The 20,438-nt window shown below is 33.6% G+C and carries 12 protein-coding genes; 7 read left to right on the top strand and 5 right to left on the bottom strand.

What is annotated here, in order from left to right:
• Positions 1-202: 202 nt before the first annotated feature.
• Both GKZ88_RS13050 and GKZ88_RS13045 read left to right on the top strand, forming a co-directional pair.
• The gene (locus GKZ88_RS13050) at positions 203-1,627 is read left to right on the top strand and encodes a HAMP domain-containing sensor histidine kinase (RefSeq protein WP_155102796.1); all 1,425 of its coding nucleotides are present in this window, start codon (positions 203-205) and stop codon (positions 1,625-1,627) included.
• Entirely contained in the window at positions 1,617-2,021 is a 405-nt protein-coding gene (locus tag GKZ88_RS13045) for a response regulator (RefSeq protein WP_155102795.1), read from the top strand. Before GKZ88_RS13050 ends, GKZ88_RS13045 begins: the two co-directional genes overlap by 11 nt.
• On the opposite strand, the gene GKZ88_RS13040 is transcribed toward GKZ88_RS13045, so the two are convergent.
• Complete coding sequence (locus GKZ88_RS13040) at positions 2,008-3,147, bottom strand: peptidoglycan endopeptidase (RefSeq protein WP_155102794.1); 1,140 nt, start codon at positions 3,145-3,147, stop codon at positions 2,008-2,010. The two genes, GKZ88_RS13045 and GKZ88_RS13040, sit on opposite strands and share 14 nt — an antisense overlap.
• Before the next feature lie 242 nt (positions 3,148-3,389).
• On the opposite strand from GKZ88_RS13040, the gene GKZ88_RS13035 reads away from it, so the two are divergent.
• Entirely contained in the window at positions 3,390-4,772 is a 1,383-nt protein-coding gene (locus GKZ88_RS13035) for a carboxypeptidase-like regulatory domain-containing protein (RefSeq protein ID WP_347343876.1), read from the top strand.
• An 88-nt stretch (positions 4,773-4,860) separates the two neighbouring features.
• On the opposite strand, the gene GKZ88_RS13030 is transcribed toward GKZ88_RS13035, so the two are convergent.
• Positions 4,861-7,125 (bottom strand): aconitate hydratase, encoded by a 2,265-nt coding sequence (locus GKZ88_RS13030; protein WP_155102792.1) that lies wholly within the window; start codon positions 7,123-7,125, stop codon positions 4,861-4,863.
• A gap of 127 nt (positions 7,126-7,252) precedes the next feature.
• Positions 7,253-10,024 (bottom strand): bifunctional aconitate hydratase 2/2-methylisocitrate dehydratase, encoded by a 2,772-nt coding sequence (locus GKZ88_RS13025; protein ID WP_155102791.1) that lies wholly within the window; start codon positions 10,022-10,024, stop codon positions 7,253-7,255.
• Between the two features lie 422 nt (positions 10,025-10,446).
• Between GKZ88_RS13025 and GKZ88_RS13020 the strand changes: the two genes are divergently transcribed.
• Entirely contained in the window at positions 10,447-12,942 is a 2,496-nt protein-coding gene (locus tag GKZ88_RS13020; protein ID WP_155102790.1) for an XrtN system VIT domain-containing protein, read from the top strand.
• Positions 12,943-14,175, top strand: a complete 1,233-nt coding sequence (gene xrtN / locus GKZ88_RS13015) for an exosortase N (RefSeq protein WP_155102789.1) — start codon at positions 12,943-12,945, stop codon at positions 14,173-14,175.
• Between the two features lie 56 nt (positions 14,176-14,231).
• Here xrtN and GKZ88_RS13010 read toward each other — a convergent pair whose 3' ends face one another.
• Both GKZ88_RS13010 and GKZ88_RS13005 read right to left on the bottom strand, forming a co-directional pair.
• On the bottom strand, positions 14,232-15,185 hold the full coding sequence (locus GKZ88_RS13010; RefSeq protein ID WP_155102788.1) for a MoxR family ATPase: 954 nt from the start codon (positions 15,183-15,185) through the stop codon (positions 14,232-14,234).
• 77 nt (positions 15,186-15,262) lie between these two features.
• Positions 15,263-16,693, bottom strand: a complete 1,431-nt coding sequence (locus GKZ88_RS13005; protein ID WP_155102787.1) for a peptidylprolyl isomerase — start codon at positions 16,691-16,693, stop codon at positions 15,263-15,265.
• 519 nt (positions 16,694-17,212) lie between these two features.
• On the opposite strand from GKZ88_RS13005, the gene GKZ88_RS13000 reads away from it, so the two are divergent.
• Together GKZ88_RS13000 and GKZ88_RS12995 are read left to right on the top strand one after the other, a co-directional pair.
• A complete protein-coding gene (locus GKZ88_RS13000) occupies positions 17,213-18,655 on the top strand; it encodes an alpha-amylase (RefSeq protein ID WP_155102786.1) in 1,443 nt (480 codons plus the stop codon).
• Positions 18,656-18,800: 145 nt separating this feature from the next.
• A complete protein-coding gene (locus GKZ88_RS12995; RefSeq protein WP_155102785.1) occupies positions 18,801-20,393 on the top strand; it encodes a peptide chain release factor 3 in 1,593 nt (530 codons plus the stop codon).
• Positions 20,394-20,438 lie beyond the last annotated feature (45 nt).

Here is a 20,438-nt window from a genome sequence, read left to right as displayed (position 1 = left end):
TTCTTTGTTAAAGCAAAATATTTTTTTATTAAATTTGATAAGAAGGTGAAATTAATCAAATCACCTTATTTTTATTAACAATTGTTTATTTTATAACTTAAACTCATAAAAAGTTCCCCAAACTTACGAAACAGAAAAAAAACATCAACTACAAGTTAATCAGACGTTTAAAACGAAACTATCAACCTACAAAATAAGAAATATGCAGAAGATTCAGCTTTTAAGAAAAATGCGATTTCCAAATGTCTTTGTTCTTTTGCTAATTGTATTTATTACATGCGCCCTTTTAATATGCATCAATTTCTTTACAATCAAAATTTTATCTGCCAATAGAGCCTACGTTAATGGCGAATCACATTATTCAAAAGGCCAAAAAGATGCTGCACGACATCTCATTACATACCTTTATACGAAAGATCAAAATCAGTGGAAATTATACATCGAAGAGCTGAGCGTTCCTCAAGGTGACGGAATCGCCAGAAAAACACTCCTAAAAGCTGGCGACAACCAAATTGCCCGCGAAGGTTTTCTTAAAGGACGAAATCATAAAGACGATCTAGACGATCTTGTTTGGCTTTTTGTTCATTTTAAAGAAGTTTCCTTTTTAGCAAAAGCCATTCACGAATGGGAAGAAGGAGACAAATTAATCAATGAATTATTTGTACTTGGAACGCAGATTGACGCGAAAATAAAACACAATTCATTAACCACTAATGAACAACGAAAATTTCTTAGCGAAATTAGCGTCATAAGCGACAAACTTACCATTAACGAACGCAATTTTTTGAATACCTTAGGCGTAGGAACCCGTAAAATAAAAGATTTGCTGATCATCACAAATATTCTTTTTATTCTGATTATTGTCTGCAGCATTTGTCTTTACTATTCCATAATGGTAAAGCGCCTGCTAGTTTCTAAAAAAGAAATCGAAGTAAAAAACGAAAATCTAATGCTGGTAAATCATGAACTGGATTGCTTTGTTTACAGCGCATCGCATGATTTAAGATCTCCAATTACATCTTTGAAAGGCCTTATAAAAATCACACAATTAGAAGACAATGTCTCACAGATTAAGGATTATCTGAATTTAATGGAGCAAAGTCTGGCCAAACAGGATCAATTCATAAGCGACATTATTGATTACTCGAAAAACAAACGTACTCAAATAGTCATGGAACCTGTGAGCTTAAAAGAATTATTTGAAGAAGCTATTTCTCAGTTAATGCATATTGAAAACGCCAGCAAAATCACATTTACCAAAGAATTATTAGTCGATCAAATTCAAAGCGACAGTTTAAGGCTAAAAATCATCATTTCGAATTTACTCTCAAATGCCATTAAATATGCCGACGCCAGCAAACAGGAAATGCTAATTTCTATTAAAACCTCTGTAAAAGATGGATTTAATAAAATTGAAGTAACAGACAACGGAATTGGAATTAAAGAGGAATTTAAAGACAATATTTTTGAAATGTATTTTGGAACAAACAAAAATAAAGGATCTGGATTAGGGCTTTATATTGTAAAAGAAGCAGTTGAAAATATTAAAGGAAATATCTCTGTAAGCTCACAAACTGAAATAGGAAGCAAATTTGTCGTAACAATACCAAACTACTATGCCACTTAACACAACATTTCTATTAATTGAAGATAATTTGATTGATCAGCTGGTAATCAGACAACTATTAAAAAAAGTGCTTTTTATAGAAGAAATTCACATTGCCAACAATGGAGAAGAAGCACTTTTGTGGCTCGATAACAACAGAGAAATAAACAAACCGCTGATTATTCTTCTTGATATCCAGATGCCCTTTATGAATGGTTTTGATTTCTTGAAAGAATACGATAAATTGGAATCAAAAATTAAGAATGATACTCAAATTTATGTTCTTTCATCCACTTTAGATCCAGATGAAATCGATGAAATCACAAAAAACAAATATGTCTCGAAAATGCTGAGTAAGCCTTTTCCGATTGAAGAATTTAAAGATAATTTTTACCTAAACACTACAGCTTCTTAGTTTCTTCTTCTAAAATACGATTAACCTGCGAAAAAGCTCTTTCGTAATACGGCTCTTTTGTTGAAGAAATCATAACACCTCCATGAGTCGAAGAATGAACAAATTTAATTTCGCCTTCAGTCACCTCAACAACCATTCCTACGTGATTAATATGACGGCGTCCATTTGTTTTAAAGAAAATTAAATCCCCCTTCTGTGCTGCATCAGAATTGACTTTGCTTCCAATTCGAGATTGTTCAATTGAACTTCTTGGCAATTTAATATCAAAGTTTCCAAAAGTACAAAACATCAAACCTGAGCAGTCAAAACCAGCTTTTGTTGTACCTCCAGAACGGTAACGCGTTCCTATGTTTTGCGTAGCATTCAAAATTAAAAGATCAATCAATCCTGAGTGATTGCTTACACGGACTATCGCCGAATCAGTTTTTACATTTGTGTTATCAGCTATTTGCGTGTTTTCTTCCTGAGCTGGTGTTATTTCATTTGTCGCTGGAACAGGGTTTAATGCAGCATCTGCCTTTTCTTTAGAAGTTTTTATTTTTAAAACATAACCTACAGGAAGTTTTCCTTTTATAAAAGGATTTTGTTTTTCTAATTCAGCAACCGTTATTCCATATCTTTTGGCAATCGCGTATTTGGTTTCTTTTGGCTGCACCTCAACTACAATCTCAACATCCGTTGATTGTTCTGTAATTTGAGCAGTGTTTTCAGCAATTGCAGCTGAATTTGAAGGAATATTTATTCGTTGTCCAATCTTTAATCCTTCGGATTCAAGTGAAGGATTTGCTTTTTTTAATTCGTCAACCGATACATTATACTTTTTTGCAATTCCCCAAAGCGTTTCTTTTGCCTGAATTTCATGAGAATCTGCATTTGTATTTTCAACATTCTCAGTAGGTTTTAAGGTAACTGCTTTGTTATTATTTGGGACCAATAAAACCGAATTGAGTTTCAATATCTTTGGCGCATCTGGGTTTGCGTCGATAATATCTTTTGGTTTAACACCATATTTTTTAGCAATAACGGTAATATTTTCTCCTTTTGAGATTTTATGCTTGATGTATTTTTCCTGAGAAAAAACACCAACACTAAAAAAAAACATCAATATTATTAATCTATAGGTCATCCTTGTCATTTTATCTATCGCACTTTTTGAACTTTTCTATTTCTAAAACTCAAAAAAAGCTGTTTTGTTATTTGGGGCAAGGCGAATTTAACTTTTTAAAGTAAAAAAAACACAATTTTTAACAACTAATTTCATCCAAATTAACCTATTCGGCATAAAAATTGAGCCAACTTTTTAAAATTCAGCTTTTTACACAACACCAATAATTTTAAATTTAATACTAACTTAACTTGCAAAAACTTGTGAAAAAATTACTCTTTACACTCTTCTTATTTCCGCTGTTCTTATTTTCACAAAACCAAAAAGGTTCTGTATTTTCAAGAAACGACGAACCTCTTGAGGATGTTAATATTTTAGCATTAAATAGCAAAATTGGAACTATCACCAATAAAAAAGGAGAGTTTTCAACATCTTCTTTTTCATCTCTTAAAGCCGATGAAATAGTAGAATTTTCTCATCTTGGGTTTACTACTTTAAAAATAAGCATTGAAAACTTAGCAAAACTGAAATTTCACGTTATTCTTTCTGAAGAAACTGAAAATTTAAACGAATTGAAAATTGAAGCAAATCATGAATTAAAACTAAAATCTAAACTATCATACACCAAGCTAAAATCAATAAAATATGGTATTTCATCATTTGGATCTTTTCTTAAGGATGGAAAAATTTATATCACAGGAGGTGATGCAAGCATAGAAAACGACCCTTTCAAAAGGCTGCGGTCAAAAAATCAAAATTTCGATGATAACGATAATTTCATACAAAAATTTTTAGAAGAACTTCGCCAAGACAATAGTATAGCAATGTACAAATCCAATTTATTGATTTATGATATCGCATTAGACTCCTGGCAAATTACTGAAGAGAAATTCAAAAAGCGAGCTTTTCATAATGTCAATTACTATAACAATACAATATACATTTTGGGAGGAAAAAAAATCTCAATGAATGGAAAATTTGAGTATCTACAAAACGAAATTGAAGTTTTTGACATGGACAAGAAAACAGTTACGATTGACAAAACTTATCCACATCAAGCTTCTGACGCTGCATCTTTTTCATACAAAGACAATATTATAGTTATAGGAGGCTCGATAAAATCAGAGAAGAAGGATGAAAAAGATTTTACTAATAAAGTACATTTTTACAATATCACCTCCGGTTACTGGTACGAACTGGCAAGTATGCCAATCGCAATGGAAACAAACGGAATTCTGATTGAAGATAAAATATATTTAATTGGCGGTAACAACGGAAATCCTGTTCCTCAGATTGAAACTTTTGACTTAACCTCTGAAAAATGGCAAACTGAAGGTGAATTATTTTCAGGCTTAGAAAGACCTGCTATAACTTACAATGATGATACAATCTATTTTTTTGAAAACAAAAAAATGTATGTTTACAACATCAAAACAAAACTATTAAAAGAATATACTATTGAACTGAATTTATATCGTTCAGCTATGTATTATAATAACAACAAATTATATATAGTAGGTGGTTACACTATAAATGAATACTCAAAAACTCCCTCTTCTCTTGTTTTTAGCATTTCAACTGAAGAGTTTGACACTACAAAACCAAATAGAACAAAGACTTTATCTCAAATAGAACTTGCAAACTGAGTCCTTGTTAAATATTTTCAAAATGACCTCCTAACAAAAAAATGCCCTGTTTCCACAGGGCATTTTAAATATAATTGAATTTTAATATTTAAGCTTTTCCTGCGGCAATTAGATTTAATGCAGAACCAGCAACGAACCAGCCAATTTGTCCAGCGTTGTAAGTATGGTTTGCCAAAATAATATCTTTTGTGCCATCCGCATGAACGAACTCTAATGTTAATGGTTTTCCTGGAGCGAACTCCGTTAAATCAGTAAAGTTAATCGTATCGTTTTCTTGAATTTTATCATAATCTGCTTCGTTTGCAAAAGTCAATCCTAAAAGACCTTGTTTTTTAAGGTTTGTTTCGTGAATACGAGCGAAAGATTTCACCAATACCGCTTTCACACCTAAGAAACGAGGCTCCATAGCCGCGTGTTCACGAGAAGAACCTTCACCATAATTGTGATCTCCCACAACGATAGACGGAACTCCAGCTGCTTTATACGCACGAGCAACAGCAGGAACCGCATCATATTCTCCCGTTAATTGATTTTTAACCGAATTTGTTTTTTGATTGAATGCATTTACAGCACCAATAAGCATATTATTAGATATATTATCTAAATGTCCACGGAAACGCAGCCAAGGTCCAGCCATAGAAATATGGTCGGTTGTACATTTTCCAAAGGCTTTGATCAATAGTTTTGCACCAGTAATATTTTTCCCGTCCCAAGCATCAAATGGAGCTAATAATTGCAAACGCTCAGATGTTGGGCTAACCACAACCTGAACCCCTGAACCATCTGCTGCCGGAGCTTGAAAGCCTGGATCTTCAGCATAGAATCCTTTAGCAGGAAGTTCATCTCCTGTTGGAGCATCCAGCATTACTTCTTCTCCATCTTCATTAATCAACTTATCAGTTAGTGGATTAAAGCCTAAATCACCAGCGATCGCCATTGCCGTTACCAATTCTGGAGAACCAACAAAAGCTAATGTATTAGGGTTACCATCTGCACGTTTTGAGAAATTACGGTTGAAAGAGTGAACGATTGTATTTCTTTCTTCTTTTTCCGCTCCTTCTCTATCCCACATACCAATACAAGGTCCGCAGGCGTTGGCAAAAACGGTTGCACCAATTTTATGAAATGTATCAATGAATCCGTCTCTTTCTATAGTCGAACGAACTACTTCAGAACCCGGAGTAATGGTAAATTCCGCTTTTGTTTTTAAGTTTTTATCTGCAACTTGTCTTGCTAAAGAAGCTGCACGAGAAATATCTTCGTAAGAAGAGTTTGTACAAGAACCAATTAAACCAACCTGAATTTGTAATGGCCAGTTATTTTTGATTGCCTCTTCTTTCATTTTAGAAATTGGAGTCGCTAAATCTGGTGTAAAAGGTCCGTTTAAGTGTGGCTCTAATTGAGATAAATTGATTTCGATTACTTGGTCAAAATATTGTTCCGGGTTTGCATAAACTTCTGGATCACCAGTTAAATATGAAGCTACTTTATCAGCAGCATCGGCAACATCGGCTCTGTTTGTAGAACGCAGGTAACGCCCCATTGAAGCATCATAACCAAAAGTTGAAGTTGTCGCTCCAATTTCGGCACCCATATTACAAATAGTTCCTTTACCCGTACAAGACATTGCGGTTGCGCCTTCGCCAAAATATTCAACAATAGCGCCGGTTCCTCCTTTTACAGTAAGAATTCCAGCCACTTTAAGAATAACATCTTTAGGAGCTGTCCATCCTGATAATTTACCAGTCAATTTAACTCCAATTAATTTAGGAAATTTAAGTTCCCACGCCATTCCAGACATTACGTCTACAGCATCGGCACCACCAACTCCAATCGCTACCATTCCTAAACCACCTGCATTTACAGTGTGAGAATCGGTTCCAATCATCATTCCGCCAGGGAAAGCATAATTTTCAAGTACGACTTGGTGAATAATTCCGGCACCGGGCTTCCAGAAACCAATTCCGTATTTATTAGAAACAGACGACAGGAAGTCGAAAACCTCATTACTTTGTGTTTTTGCTCTGGCCAAATCGGTTGCAGCATCCACTTTTGCCTGAATCAGGTGATCACAGTGCACCGTTGTTGGAACCGCCACTTTAGATTTTCCGGCATGCATAAACTGCAATAATGCCATTTGAGCTGTTGCATCCTGACACGCAACACGGTCTGGTGCAAAATCAACATAATCAACTCCTCTTCCAAACGCCTGAGTTGGATTTCCATCCCAAAGGTGATTGTATAAAATTTTCTCTGTTAAAGTAAGTGGACGACCAACAATCTCGCGTGCTTTGTCAACACGACCGGGCATGTTCTCATACACTTTTTTAATCATTTCGATATCAAAAGCCATAAGTCTTGTATTATTTTTTGTTTTTCTATTTTATTTTGAACATGACAAGTTACAAAAAATAGAAGAGCAATAAAAGAAAAAGCCCGAGTTTATCACTCGGGCTTTTGATATATTAATAATCGTAAGATTACATTACTAACGATTTATTAGAAGGAGCAAACTTAGTCAAGTTAATACCTTCAACAGCAGTTGTATATTCAGCTAATGTTGGAGTTCTACCCAAAATTGTAGATAAAACTACAACTGGTGTAGAAGAAAGTAATGACTCTCCTTTTTTACCTTCAGTATCTTCTACAACTCTTCCTTGGAAAAGACGAGTTGAAGTCGCCATTACAGTATCACCTTTTGCTGCTTTTTCCTGGTTACCCATACAAAGATTACAACCTGGACGCTCTAAATACAACATGTTTTCGTATTCTGTACGTGCAGCACCTTTTGGAGCGCTATCGTCGAATTCGAAACCAGAGTATTTCTGTAAAACTTCCCAGTCACCTTCAGCTTTTAATTCATCTACGATATTATAAGTCGGAGGAGCAACAACAAGAGGAGCGTTGAATTCCACTTTTCCTTTTTGTGCCTCTACGTTTTTCAACATCTGAGCAAGAATTTTCATATCTCCTTTGTGAACCATACAAGATCCGATAAATCCAAGATCTACTTTTTTCACTCCACCGTAGAAAGATAAAGGTCTGATAGTATCATGAGTATATCTTTTTGAAACATCAGCATTATTTACGTCTGGATCAGCAATCATTGGTTCAGCAATCAAATCAAGATCAACTACAACTTCAGCATAATATTTAGCATTTGCATCTGGAGTTAAAGCAGGTTTTTCAGCCGATTTAATTTCAGTAATTCTCTTATCTGCTTTGTTGATCAATCCTTGAAGAACGCGTTTGTCATTATCCATTCCTTTGTCGATCATGATTTGGATTCTGCCTTTTGCAATTTCCAATGATTCGATCAAAGTATCATCTTCAGAAATACAGATAGAAGCTTTTGCTTTCATCTCTGCAGTCCAGTCAGTAAATGTAAACGCTTGGTCAGCAGTAAGAGTACCGATGTGAACCTCTATAATTCTTCCTTGGAAAACATTTTCTCCTCCAAATTGGTGAAGCATTTGAGCTTGAGTAGCATGAACCACATCACGGAAATCCATGTATCCTTTCATATCTCCTTTGAACGTCACTTTTACAGATTCCGGAATTGGCATTGAAGCCTCACCAGTAGCCAAAGCAAGAGCAACAGTTCCTGAGTCAGCACCAAAAGCAACACCTTTTGACATTCTTGTGTGAGAGTCACCACCAATAATGATAGCCCACTCGTCTATAGTAATATCGTTAAGTACTTTATGAATTACGTCAGTCATTGCATGATAAACACCTTTTGGGTCACGCGCTGTGATCAAACCAAAATCGTTCATGAATTTCATCAATTTAGGAATGTTTGCCTGCGCTTTTTTATCCCAAACCGAAGCAGTATGACAACCTGATTGGTAAGCACCGTCAACGATTGGTGAAATTACCGTAGCCGCCATAGACTCTAATTCCTGAGCAGTCATAAGACCTGTAGTGTCTTGAGAACCTACAATGTTAACTTCTACACGAACATCAGAACCAGCGTGTAATACTTTACCCGGAGCGATTCCAACTGCATTTTTGTTGAAGATTTTTTCAACCGCAGTAAGACCTTGTCCTTCATGTGAAATTTCTTTTGACGGAGCATATACTAAAGGAGCTTCGATGTTAAGAACTTTAGCTGCCAATGTTTGAAGTTTTTTACCAAAAACAATAGCATAAGAACCACCAGCTTTGATAAATTCCATTTTCTGAGGCGTAAATGCCTTAGAAATATCGATTAATTCCTGATCTCCGTTATAAAGTTTTTTCTCTTTAATATTGATTGTTAAAACTGTACCTGTTTCAACAGAATATGTTTGCTCTAGAATTGGTTCGTCGTTTTCGTTACGAATAACATTTCCTTCTGCATCAACCTTTTTTACCCAGTTTTTAAGATCTAGACCAATACCACCAGTAACATCAACAGTTGTTAGGAAAATTGGAGAAATACCATTTGTCCCACCAACAATTGGAGCGATGTTAACGAATGGAATATACGGACTTGCTTGTTTACCAGTCCAAAGTGCCACGTTATTTACACCTGACATTCTTGAAGAACCAACACCCATAGTTCCTTTTTCAGCAATTAACATCACACTTGCATCAGGATGTTGTGCTTGTAAAGCTTTAATTTCTTGCTGCGCTTGAGGCGTAATCATACACTGCCCGTGAAGCTCACGATCTGAACGTGAGTGCGCTTGGTTACCTGGAGAAAGTAAATCTGTTGAAATATCACCTTCACCAGCAATAAAAGTAACAACCTTAATTTTGTCCGCTACTTCTGGAAGTTTTGTAAAAAACTCAGCTTGAGCGTAACTTTCAAGGATTTCTTTTGCAGTTTCATTATTATTTTTGAATGCCTCTATTAAGCGATCTGTATCTGCTTCGTAAAGGAAAACTTGTGTTTTAAGCACTTTTGCAGCTTCTTTTGCAATAGCGGCGTCATTACCTAAAGCTAAATCAAGCAATACTTTAATAGAAGGTCCGCCTTTCATATGAGACAATAATTCAAAAGCAAAGGCTGGAGTAATTTCTTTTACTACAGACTCACCAAGAATAATCTCTTTTAAAAACTCTGCTTTTTCACCAGCGGCACTTGTAGTACCAGGCAAAGTATTGTAAATAAAAAACTTAAGAGAATCCTCTCTATATTCATTATCTAAATCTTTAATTTGAGCAATGATTTCGCTTACTAATTCAGCTCCATCAATTGGCTTTGGATGAAGTCCTTGGCCTTTTCTTTCTTCAATTTCGTTAATGTAATCTTTGTAAGTATTCATAATATATTAGAAGTATTTTTTTTTGTACGCAAATTTAGAGATTAAAGGTGAGAATTAAAAAGAATATAATGAAAGTCGCCTTTTCAAAAATTATTATTGCTAAAAAACGATTTTGACTGCTTGTTTTTGCCAAAATATCAATTTTGCATTAAAAAAATGAATTATTGATATTTTAAAATCTTTTCATTAACAAAGTCGAAATTTGTTGTTATAAACTAAGTGAGATTTTACCTCTATTTCCGTGAAGAATAGTTCTAAATAAGGAATTATAACGTTATAGTTGTCTTTTTTCGTCTTTAAAAACGATTTTTAGAAGCAACAAATTCACACCAAATTTTCTTCAAAAAATAAAATAAAAAAATCTGATTTTTCAAATATTCTATTAACTTTGTATTTCAAAGTACTTTTTAAAAAATACAACTATGAAATACAAACTTGAAATTCTAGATTATTATTCTCAAAAAACAGGCGTAAAAATTAGCCTCTTAGTGACCCTATTCAGTACAATATTTATGATTTGTGCGCTCACTTCTAAAGAATTTTCTTTTTACAAATACGAATCTATTGGAGCGGTTAGTTTGATGTTTGAGCTTTTCTACGGAACTGCGGTATCATTTCTAATTCTAAAGAAAAGAGAAGAGTATCTTCATCTTACTCCTTTTTTAATGCTCAATTGGCTTATTGGCTGTTTTAGCTTAAATGTTTTTTTTCCCGTTTTTCAACATTTGCCTGTTTGGGTATATGTTACAACTTTTGTGTTTTGCATCACTAATTTTTTTCTTTATCAAAACGAAATAAAAAACCCACGCACTTATCTATTTTATTTCATTAATGGTGCCACATTTTGGATAATATTTTACTTTGCCCTATTTCTTATTCCTGTACTACCTTATTCATTTATTGGCATTTTAGCCTTAGGAATGGGCTTCTACGGATTGGTTCCAGCAATAATCTTAATCATTCATTTGCTGACCGTTATTTTGCATTTACCAAAAAACAGACCTTATTATCTTTCTTTTAGTGCAGGGTTTTCAATTGTGCTTGTCGGCTTTCTAATTTTTACTGCCGGTTTGGTTATTGAAAGCAAAAAAATAGCTCAAATTGCAAAAATCAATTCCTTCGAAAGCAATACAGATTTACCCGCATACATTTCAGTTTCTCAAAATATAAAACCTAATTTTTTCAATGAAATTCTGCTTAAGAAAGATCTTGTGTACATCAATATTGACAACTTCTTTTCGTTTGACCGTTTTAACTCTTTCGGTAGACAGCAATTCAACGGAAATAAAATTCATAATCCTTTCGTCAGCATTGCTTACTTAGCTTGTGATGATCTTGGTTTGGAAAATGACGACAAAATAAATATTCTAAAATCAAACTTTGATAAGAGGTTAGAAGCAGAAGAACAGCTTTGGGATGGAACAGATTTATTTACAAAAAAAATAAAGGAAGATGTAAAAGTATATCCAGAAGCACGTTTAGCCTATACTGAAATCACCATGGATATTGCATCTGCCGAAGATTCATGGAGAGACGGAGAAGCGATTTACTCTTTTCAATTACCTGAAGGTTCTGTAGCAACCTCACTTTCTTTATGGGTTAACGGAATGGAGCGCAAAGGTGTTTTGACTACTAAAGAAAAAGCTAAAAAGGCATACAAACAAATCGTTGGCGTAGAATACCGCGATCCTTCATTAATGCAATGGAAAGAAGGAAACAAAGTTGTTGTAAGGGTTTTTCCAGTTAACAGACAAACTCCAAGAAAATTCAAATGCGGTTTTACAACTCCACTAAAAGTTGAAGACAGCCAAATGAAATATCAAAGTCTTTCTATTAAAGGACCAAACATTTCGAATGCCGAAACAATTTCAAGAATACAAATAACCGGTAATTCTGCTGTAGAAACCAGTAAAGATTTTGAATTTGAAAAAGGATTTTACATAAACCAATCTAAAGGACTTGACAATTGGGAAGCAACAATGCCATTAAGCAAAATCAATCATAATTCATTTGCTTGGAAAGGAAAAATTTATGAAGTCGATGCCATTCAAAAAGCAGTTATTCCATTCACTCCTTCTGAAATTATTTTGGATTTAAACAGCAATTGGACAACAAAACAAATAGAATCATTTGTCAATCTTGATCAGCAAAATCTTTACGTTTTTGTAAATGGTAAAAAAAAGAAAATCGACAAAGATAATTTTAAAGCCATTCAGCTGGATTTTGAAGATTCCCAGTACACCTTATTACCTCTTTATAAATTGGCAAAAAACAGTTTAGTTATTACAAAATCAGGAACTTTCTCTGCTAATTTTGAAGAACTTGAGGGATCAGATTATCTGAAGAAAATCAAATTCGGAACAAAACAAAAAAATATAAAAGTCATCAATATCAGTTCTGATGTTAATCCGTTTTGGCAGACTGCTAAAGAACAAAACTATGTGGATTATTTTCAAAGCAGTTTGGCTGTTTGTTTAGAGATGATTAACAAACATCAATTTCCGGTTTACAAAGCAGACCAAAACAGCATTAATATTGAACCGTCTCAAGTTTCAATTCGTGAAAATACCCAAGGCAATAATTCAAAAAGTAATGGGCCGAATCATATTTACAGAATGTACGCTTTTGGAAAAGTTCTCGAAGAACAGGTTAAAATTCAAAACGATACTTTGGCCAATAATCAATATGTTGAACTAGCAAAAGATGCCAATATTGTAACGCCAATTTCATCCTTAATTGTTCTGGAAACAGATGAAGATTACAAAAACAATGGAATCGATAAAAACGTAAACACATTAGGAAATGCGTCAATAAATAATGACGGTGCGGTTCCTGAGCCTCACGAATGGCTTTTGATTATTATTGGAACTGCAACACTTTATTTCTATTACCGAAAAACAAAAAAACAGACCGTATAAATGAATCGATTACTGGAATACAAAAAAACTTCTCTCCTGCTGATCGCTTGTTGTCTTTTGATTTTAAACTACAACATAATTTCAGCGGGCCTTACTACTAATTTGTTCGGAATTTTAGCATCAATCGGACTGTTTTTTATTGGGAGCCGTAAAACAACTTTTAATGTAAGCTATCCACTTTTTGCTTTGATTTTTATATTGGAGTTTATAAGCTATCGTTTGCACACTAAATCATTGCACCTTTTAGCTTTAGCATTATTTGTCTGTTTATTGTATTACAGTTTTACACAAAAATTTTCATTTATTGCGCTAATCTGTATTTTATTGTTCTCTTCGGTATTCAGTACTTTTTTCGATTACATGACAACCGAAATAAAACAAGTTCTTTGTTATTATGTTTATATCGTTTTAAAGAATTTCATTGCAATTGATAAAATAGAAGGCGTTAATTTTTATATCAATAATGCAAAAATCACAGTCGACACAGCTTGCATGGGCTTGTCAATGTTTAAAACCGGATTGCTGTCAGGTGCTTTTATATTAACTTTAGAAGAAAAGAAACAGTCAAAATATTTCAATATCCTTCAGATTTTTCTTTTTTGTGTAGTTGTAATTATTCTTAATATAATTTCGAATTACTTCAGAATCATTACGCTTATTTTATTCCAATGTACACAAGAAAACGCACTGCATCATACAATTGGAATATTATGTTTTCTATTTTATCAAATTGTTCCAATGCTGTTTCTGATCCGATTTTTAAAACCGAAAATAGAAGAAACTCAAATAAAAAAACAGCAGTATAAATTCTTAGTTATTCTTATTGGAACTATAATCCTATTTGCAACCAGTTTTGAAATAAAGAAAATACAGCCTAACAATTTACTTGAAGATTTAAGCCCAGAATATTTCATTCAAAATGGAACTTGGGTAAATAATGAAGTTTTTAAAATTTCAACTCCAAACAAACTGATTTATATTAAAACTCCAGCTCATAATCCGTTAGTCTGCTGGACAGGAAATGGTTATAAAATTATAGCGAAAAAAGAAATCGCGAGAGGAAATGAAAAAATATGGCAGATAAAAATGGAGAAAAACAATATGCAATACAATTCCTATTGGTGGTACGAATGTGGCAGAAAAAAATACACTTCTCTTCCTGAAGTTCTTTTGGTCAAACTATTCACCAATAAATCTGTGCGGCTGATTAACGAAACAACAAAAAACCAGTAATAAAAAAAGCCTGACAAAATCTTAATCTTGTCAGGCTTTCCCATAAAATATAATAGTTACAACAGTTTTTGAATGATAACTTCTTCAGTTATTCCTTCAGCATCTGCTTTATAATTTTTAATAATTCTGTGTCTTAAAATTCCAGTTGCTACGGCTTTTACGTCTTCAATATCCGGCGAAAATTTACCATTAAAAGCGGCGTGTGCTTTTGCTGCTAAAATCAGATTTTGAGAAGCTCTTGGTCCTGCTCCCCAATCTAAATAATTTTTCACAAAATCATTCGACAATTTATTATCCGGGCGTGTTTTACTTACTAATGTTACCGCATATTCAATTACATTGTCTGCTACTGGAATTCTGCGGATCAAATGCTGAAAATCGATAATTTCCTGTGCTGTAAACAAAGCATTAATTGTTGTTTTCACGTCAGATGTAGTACGTTTTACCACCTGAACTTCCTCTTCAAAAGTTGGATATTCTAATTTAATAGCAAACATAAAACGGTCCAACTGCGCTTCTGGTAAAGGATAAGTTCCCTCCTGCTCAATTGGGTTTTGTGTTGCCAAAACAAAATACGGCAAATCTAATTTGTAATTCTGTCCGGCAATTGTAACCGAGCGTTCCTGCATCGCTTCAAGCAAAGCAGCTTGAGTTTTTGGCGGTGTTCTGTTAATCTCGTCAGCCAAAATTATATTAGAGAAAATTGGTCCTTTAATGAATTTAAAGTGTCTGTTTTCATCTAAAATTTCACTTCCTAAAATATCCGAAGGCATTAAATCTGGCGTAAACTGAATTCTTTTAAAATCTAAGCCTAATGCTTGAGACAAAGTATTAATCATTAAAGTTTTTGCCAAACCCGGAACTCCAATTAATAAAGCGTGTCCTCCTGAAAATATACACAGTAAAATTTGATCAACTACTGCATCTTGTCCTACAATGATTTTTGCTATTTCTGATTTTAACTCGTTTCGTTTTTGAACTAAATTATGAATTGCTGTTACGTCAGACATTTAAGTATGTTTTTAAATTAAAAAAGAGTCAGCTCTATGGATTCATAAAACTAACTCTTTTATTTATTTAATAAAAATTATTTTTTCAGCCAATTATTAGCAAAAGCACAGTCTCTGTATTCGCCAATAATTTTAATGTAAGTATCTTTAATCTTCGCATCAAACCATTTTGCGATTGCATTAATTTGTTTTTCTTTTAATGCAAGATCTTTAATTTTTGTATAATCCATTGCATAATCTGCGGTATGCTCGTTGATTCTGTTTGTTACCGTGATTATTTTATAGGTCTTTTTACTGCTTTTTTCATCTACATTTAAAAGTGGCTGAGATACCTCTGTATCTTTCAAATTTGAAACTTGGCCATACAATTGCGGATCCATTTTAGTCAATTCAAAACGTGTATCCTGCGTATTAGGGTTTACTAATGTACCTCCGTTTGCTCTTGTTTCTTTTTCATCAGATTCTGTTCTAGCAGCATCTGCAAATGAAAGTTCTTTATTTATGATCTTATTACGAATGTTTGTGATTCTTTCCTTAGCTTCTTTTAAAGCAGCTTCAGAAACCGTTGGCGAGATTAAAATATGTCGCAATTCAACTTCTTGTCCTTTAATCTTGTCTACCATAATAATATGAAATCCATAAATGGTTTCAAAAGGCTGTGAAATTTCACCTTCCTGCAAACTAAAAGCAACATCTTTAAACTCTTTCAAAAAAGGTGTTCTTCTTGTCATTTTATAATATCCTCCGTTTGCAGATGATCCAGGATCCTGCGAATATAAAACGGCTTTTGTAGCAAAACTGGCTCCTTCAATAACATCTTGACGTATTGCGTTCAATCTGTCAATTACTTTTTGCTTGTCTTCTTTTGAAACTTTAGGTTCTACAACAATTTGTGCTACTTCCATTTCGGCTCCAAAAGTCGGTAATTCATCTTTTGGAATTTTCTTAAAGAAATTACGAACTTCTTCAGGTGTGATTTCAACTTCTTTAACGATTTTATCTCTCATTTCTGAAGATAATTTTTGCTCTTTTAAGATGTCAGCAAAATACGTTTTGAATTCTTCAACAGAACTTTTTTTGTAGTATTCAACAACTTTATTGATATCTCCAACCTGTTTTACCATATAATTCAAACGGTCTTCCATCATACCTCTAACCTCGGCATCACTAACAATAATACTGTCTTGAATTGCCTGGTGCGCGTATAACTTATCTTCTAAAAGTTTACCAAGCATCTGGCATCTTGTAATATCTTTTACAGAACCGCCCTGCGCAGTAATTTCTAAAAAGCCTTTATCAATATCTGAATCTAAAACAATATAATCTCCAACGGTAGCGATAATACCGTCAATTTTTTGTCCTCCAACATGAGCTTCAACCGGTTTTTGCGCTACAGCATCTGGAATAATTTCCTGAGCTGAAACCATTGAGCTGAAAAAAAGTAAAAAACACATTGTCAGTACAAGCTTGTAATCAATTGTTTTTAGCTGTAATTTTTTTAATAACATTATTTTAGATTTAATTTAAATGTAAAGATCTTGTTTTTAGAATTATCGTTTTTTAAAAACTAAACCCTCAATTGCCTCATTTTTAAAGCTGAACTTTAAAACCAGTAAACAATTAAACTCTAGTTCTTTTACTTATAACGAACAAAAATAACAATTCAATTACATAATACAACTATCGCATATACTATTAACAAAAAATTATAGAGATTGGTCTTTTCATTCATAAATAAGAAACCGTTTTTAATCCGTCAAAATATGCTCATGAAAAGCATAATTTCTCTAAAAGACATTTTTTATCAAAAACACAACCCTTTAAAAATAAGACTTCTAAAAAAAGTTTTTAACACTATAACGTTTTCGTTGTATAACTATTTTCCTGCAAAAAAAAATTGAATCAAAAAAAACCTACATTCGATGCGTAATTAATATTTTTTCGTCTTAAAAATAAGAATATCCACGTTTTAAAGCTTAAAAATTATCTAATCACAAACTTTATTAACCATTTTAACCAAATCTATTATGAAAAAACCACAAAAAAAGTTTTTGTTTCTGGGCATGATTACAGCCGTTTTATGCTCGTGTTCACAAAATGAAACGTTAGAGAATGATTCAAAAGCGGAAAGTCAGAAATTCGAGATCATCAATGTTACAAATCATGACGGAAAACCTTTCAGCACAGGAGCATCAAAATCCTCACCAACTGGAAAATATGTTGACAATCCCGGCGGAGGCGTTATGATGCAGGCCTTTTATTGGGATGTTCCAGCAGGAGGAACTTGGTGGGACACTGTCAGCGGTAAAGTCACTGCATGGTCAAATGCGGGAATTGGTTCTATTTGGCTTCCTCCAGCTTCAAAAGCGCAAAACGGTGCGTTTTCAATGGGTTATGATCCAACTGATTATTTTGACTTTGGCGATTACAATCAAAATGGAAGCATCGAAACCCGTTTTGGTTCAAAAACAGAATTAGTAAACTTGATTACAAAAGCACATACCGAAAATATGAAGGTATATGCAGACATTGTAATCAATCACAACAGTGGAGGACAATCTGAGGCGAATCCGTTTACTGGAACAAATACTTGGACTAATTTTAATGGAATTGCTTCAGGAAAATTCAAACGTACTTATAATGATTTTTATAAAAACAGTTTTGGTAATAATGATGAAGGTTCGTTTGGAGGATTTCCTGATTTATGCCATGCTGCTCCAAATGTTCAAGACTGGCTTTGGCTGAGAGCAGATGGTGTTGGAAAATATTATAAAAATACTATGAAATTTGACGGATGGAGATTTGATTACGTTAAAGGTTTTGCTCCATGGGTTATACATGATTGGAACGCAAATGTTGGCGGATTTTCTGTTGGAGAATTATGGGATTCGAATGTAAACGTATTAAACGATTGGGCAAACAATGCTAATAGTTCTGTATTTGATTTTGCCTGCTATTACAAAATGAATGATGCCTTTGACGGAAATAATCTTGCTCTTTTAAATGATGATATGATGTGGAAACGAAATCCATACAAAGCAGTAACTTTTGTTACCAATCATGATACCGATGAAATTTGGAGCAAACTTTTAGCTTATTCTTATATATTGACTCATGAAGGTTATCCAACAATTTTCTACAGAGATTATGAAGAATGGCTGGATAAAAATAAATTAAATAATTTGATCTGGATTCATAACAACAAAGCAACCGGAACAACTTCGATCTTATATTCAGATAACGACGAATATGTAGCAAGAAGAAATGGTTATAACGGAAATCCTGGTTTAGTAGTTTACATCAACAATTCTGATGTTTGGCAGGAAAGATGGATTCAGACTAATTGGGCAAATACACAAATTAAAGATTTTACAGGAAACTCGACTTGGTATCCAACTACGCAAGCCGATAAATGGGTAAAAATCCAGTGTCCGCCAAAAGGATATTCAATTTGGTCAATTAATCAGTAATTGAAAAGACTACATAAGGCTGTTGCAAAACAGCCTTATTTTTTTCTAAAAAACCTCTTAATGATTAAAGACTTCCAAATTTAAGAAGTGAATATTTTTATAAAGCCGTATTTAATAGTACTTTTGCAACCTATTTATACGAAATATGAGCTTTTTAAAAGAAATACAACGCAGAAGAACATTCGGAATTATATCGCATCCCGATGCCGGTAAAACAACTTTAACTGAAAAATTATTGTTATTTGGAGGTGCTATTCAAGAAGCCGGAGCTGTAAAAAACAATAAAATTAAAAAAGGAGCAACGAGTGACTTTATGGAAATCGAACGCCAGAGAGGTATTTCGGTTTCAACTTCTGTGCTTGCTTTTAATTATAAAGATAAAAAAATCAACATTCTTGATACACCTGGACACAAGGATTTTGCTGAAGATACTTTTAGAACTTTAACCGCTGTTGACAGTGTAATTGTTGTTATTGACGTTGCAAAAGGGGTTGAGGAACAAACTGAAAAATTGGTTTCAGTTTGTAGAATGCGTAATATTCCAATGATTGTTTTCATCAATAAATTAGATCGTGAAGGTAAAGATGCTTTCGATTTGATGGATGAAGTGGAACAAAAATTAGGATTAAAAGTTACACCGCTAAGTTTCCCTATCGGAATGGGTTATGATTTCCAGGGAATTTACAACTTATGGGAAGAAAATATCAATCTTTTCAGCGGAGACAGCCGTAAAAACATTGAAGAAACAATTGCTTTCTCTGATGTTCAGAATAATCCAGAATTAGATAAAATTGTGGGTCAAAAAGCAGCTGAAAAACTTCGTGAAGAATTAGAATTGATTGATGAAGTTTATCCAAAATTTGAACGTCAAGATTATTTAGACGGAAAAATTCAGCCTGTATTCTTCGGTTCAGCTTTAAATAATTTTGGAGTTCGTGAATTGCTAGATTGTTTTGTGACGATTGCTCCTTCTCCAAGACCAAAAGATTCTGAAACTCGTTTGGTTGATCCAGCAGAAGAAAAAATGTCTGGTTTTGTGTTTAAAATCCACGCTAATATGGATCCGAAACACCGTGACCGTTTAGCTTTTATAAAAATTGTTTCTGGAACTTTCGAAAGAAACAAACCATATTACCACGTTCGTCAAAAGAAAAATTTAAAATTTTCTAGTCCGAATGCATTCTTTGCTGAGAAAAAAGAAATTGTAGACATCTCTTATCCAGGAGATATTGTTGGTTTGCACGATACAGGAAACTTTAAAATTGGAGACACCTTGACTGAAGGTGAAATCATGAGTTTTAAAGGAATTCCAAGTTTCTCTCCAGAACATTTTAGATATATCAATAATGCTGATCCGATGAAAGCTAAGCAATTAGAAAAAGGAGTCGATCAGTTAATGGATGAAGGTGTGGCGCAGCTGTTTACTTTAGAAATGAATAACCGTAAAGTTATCGGAACTGTGGGCGCGCTTCAATATGAAGTTATTCAATATCGTTTAGAGCACGAATATGGTGCAAAATGTACCTACGAAAATTTCCCTGTTCATAAAGCATGCTGGGTAAAACCGGATGATGCTAAAAATGAAGAATTCAAAGAATTTAAGCGTATTAAGCAAAAATTCTTGGCACATGACAAATATGGACAATTAGTGTTTTTAGCCGATTCAGATTTTACTATTCAAATGACACAAAGTAAATATCCAAGTGTGAAATTATACTTTACTTCTGAGTTTGATTAATCCTTATATGAGATATAAAAATGCTGTTTAAAATTTATTAAACAG

Source organism: Flavobacterium sp. LC2016-01 (genome assembly GCF_009711135.1).
Lineage (GTDB): Bacteria > Bacteroidota > Bacteroidia > Flavobacteriales > Flavobacteriaceae > Flavobacterium.
This window is presented reverse-complemented; position numbering and strand designations above follow the sequence as displayed.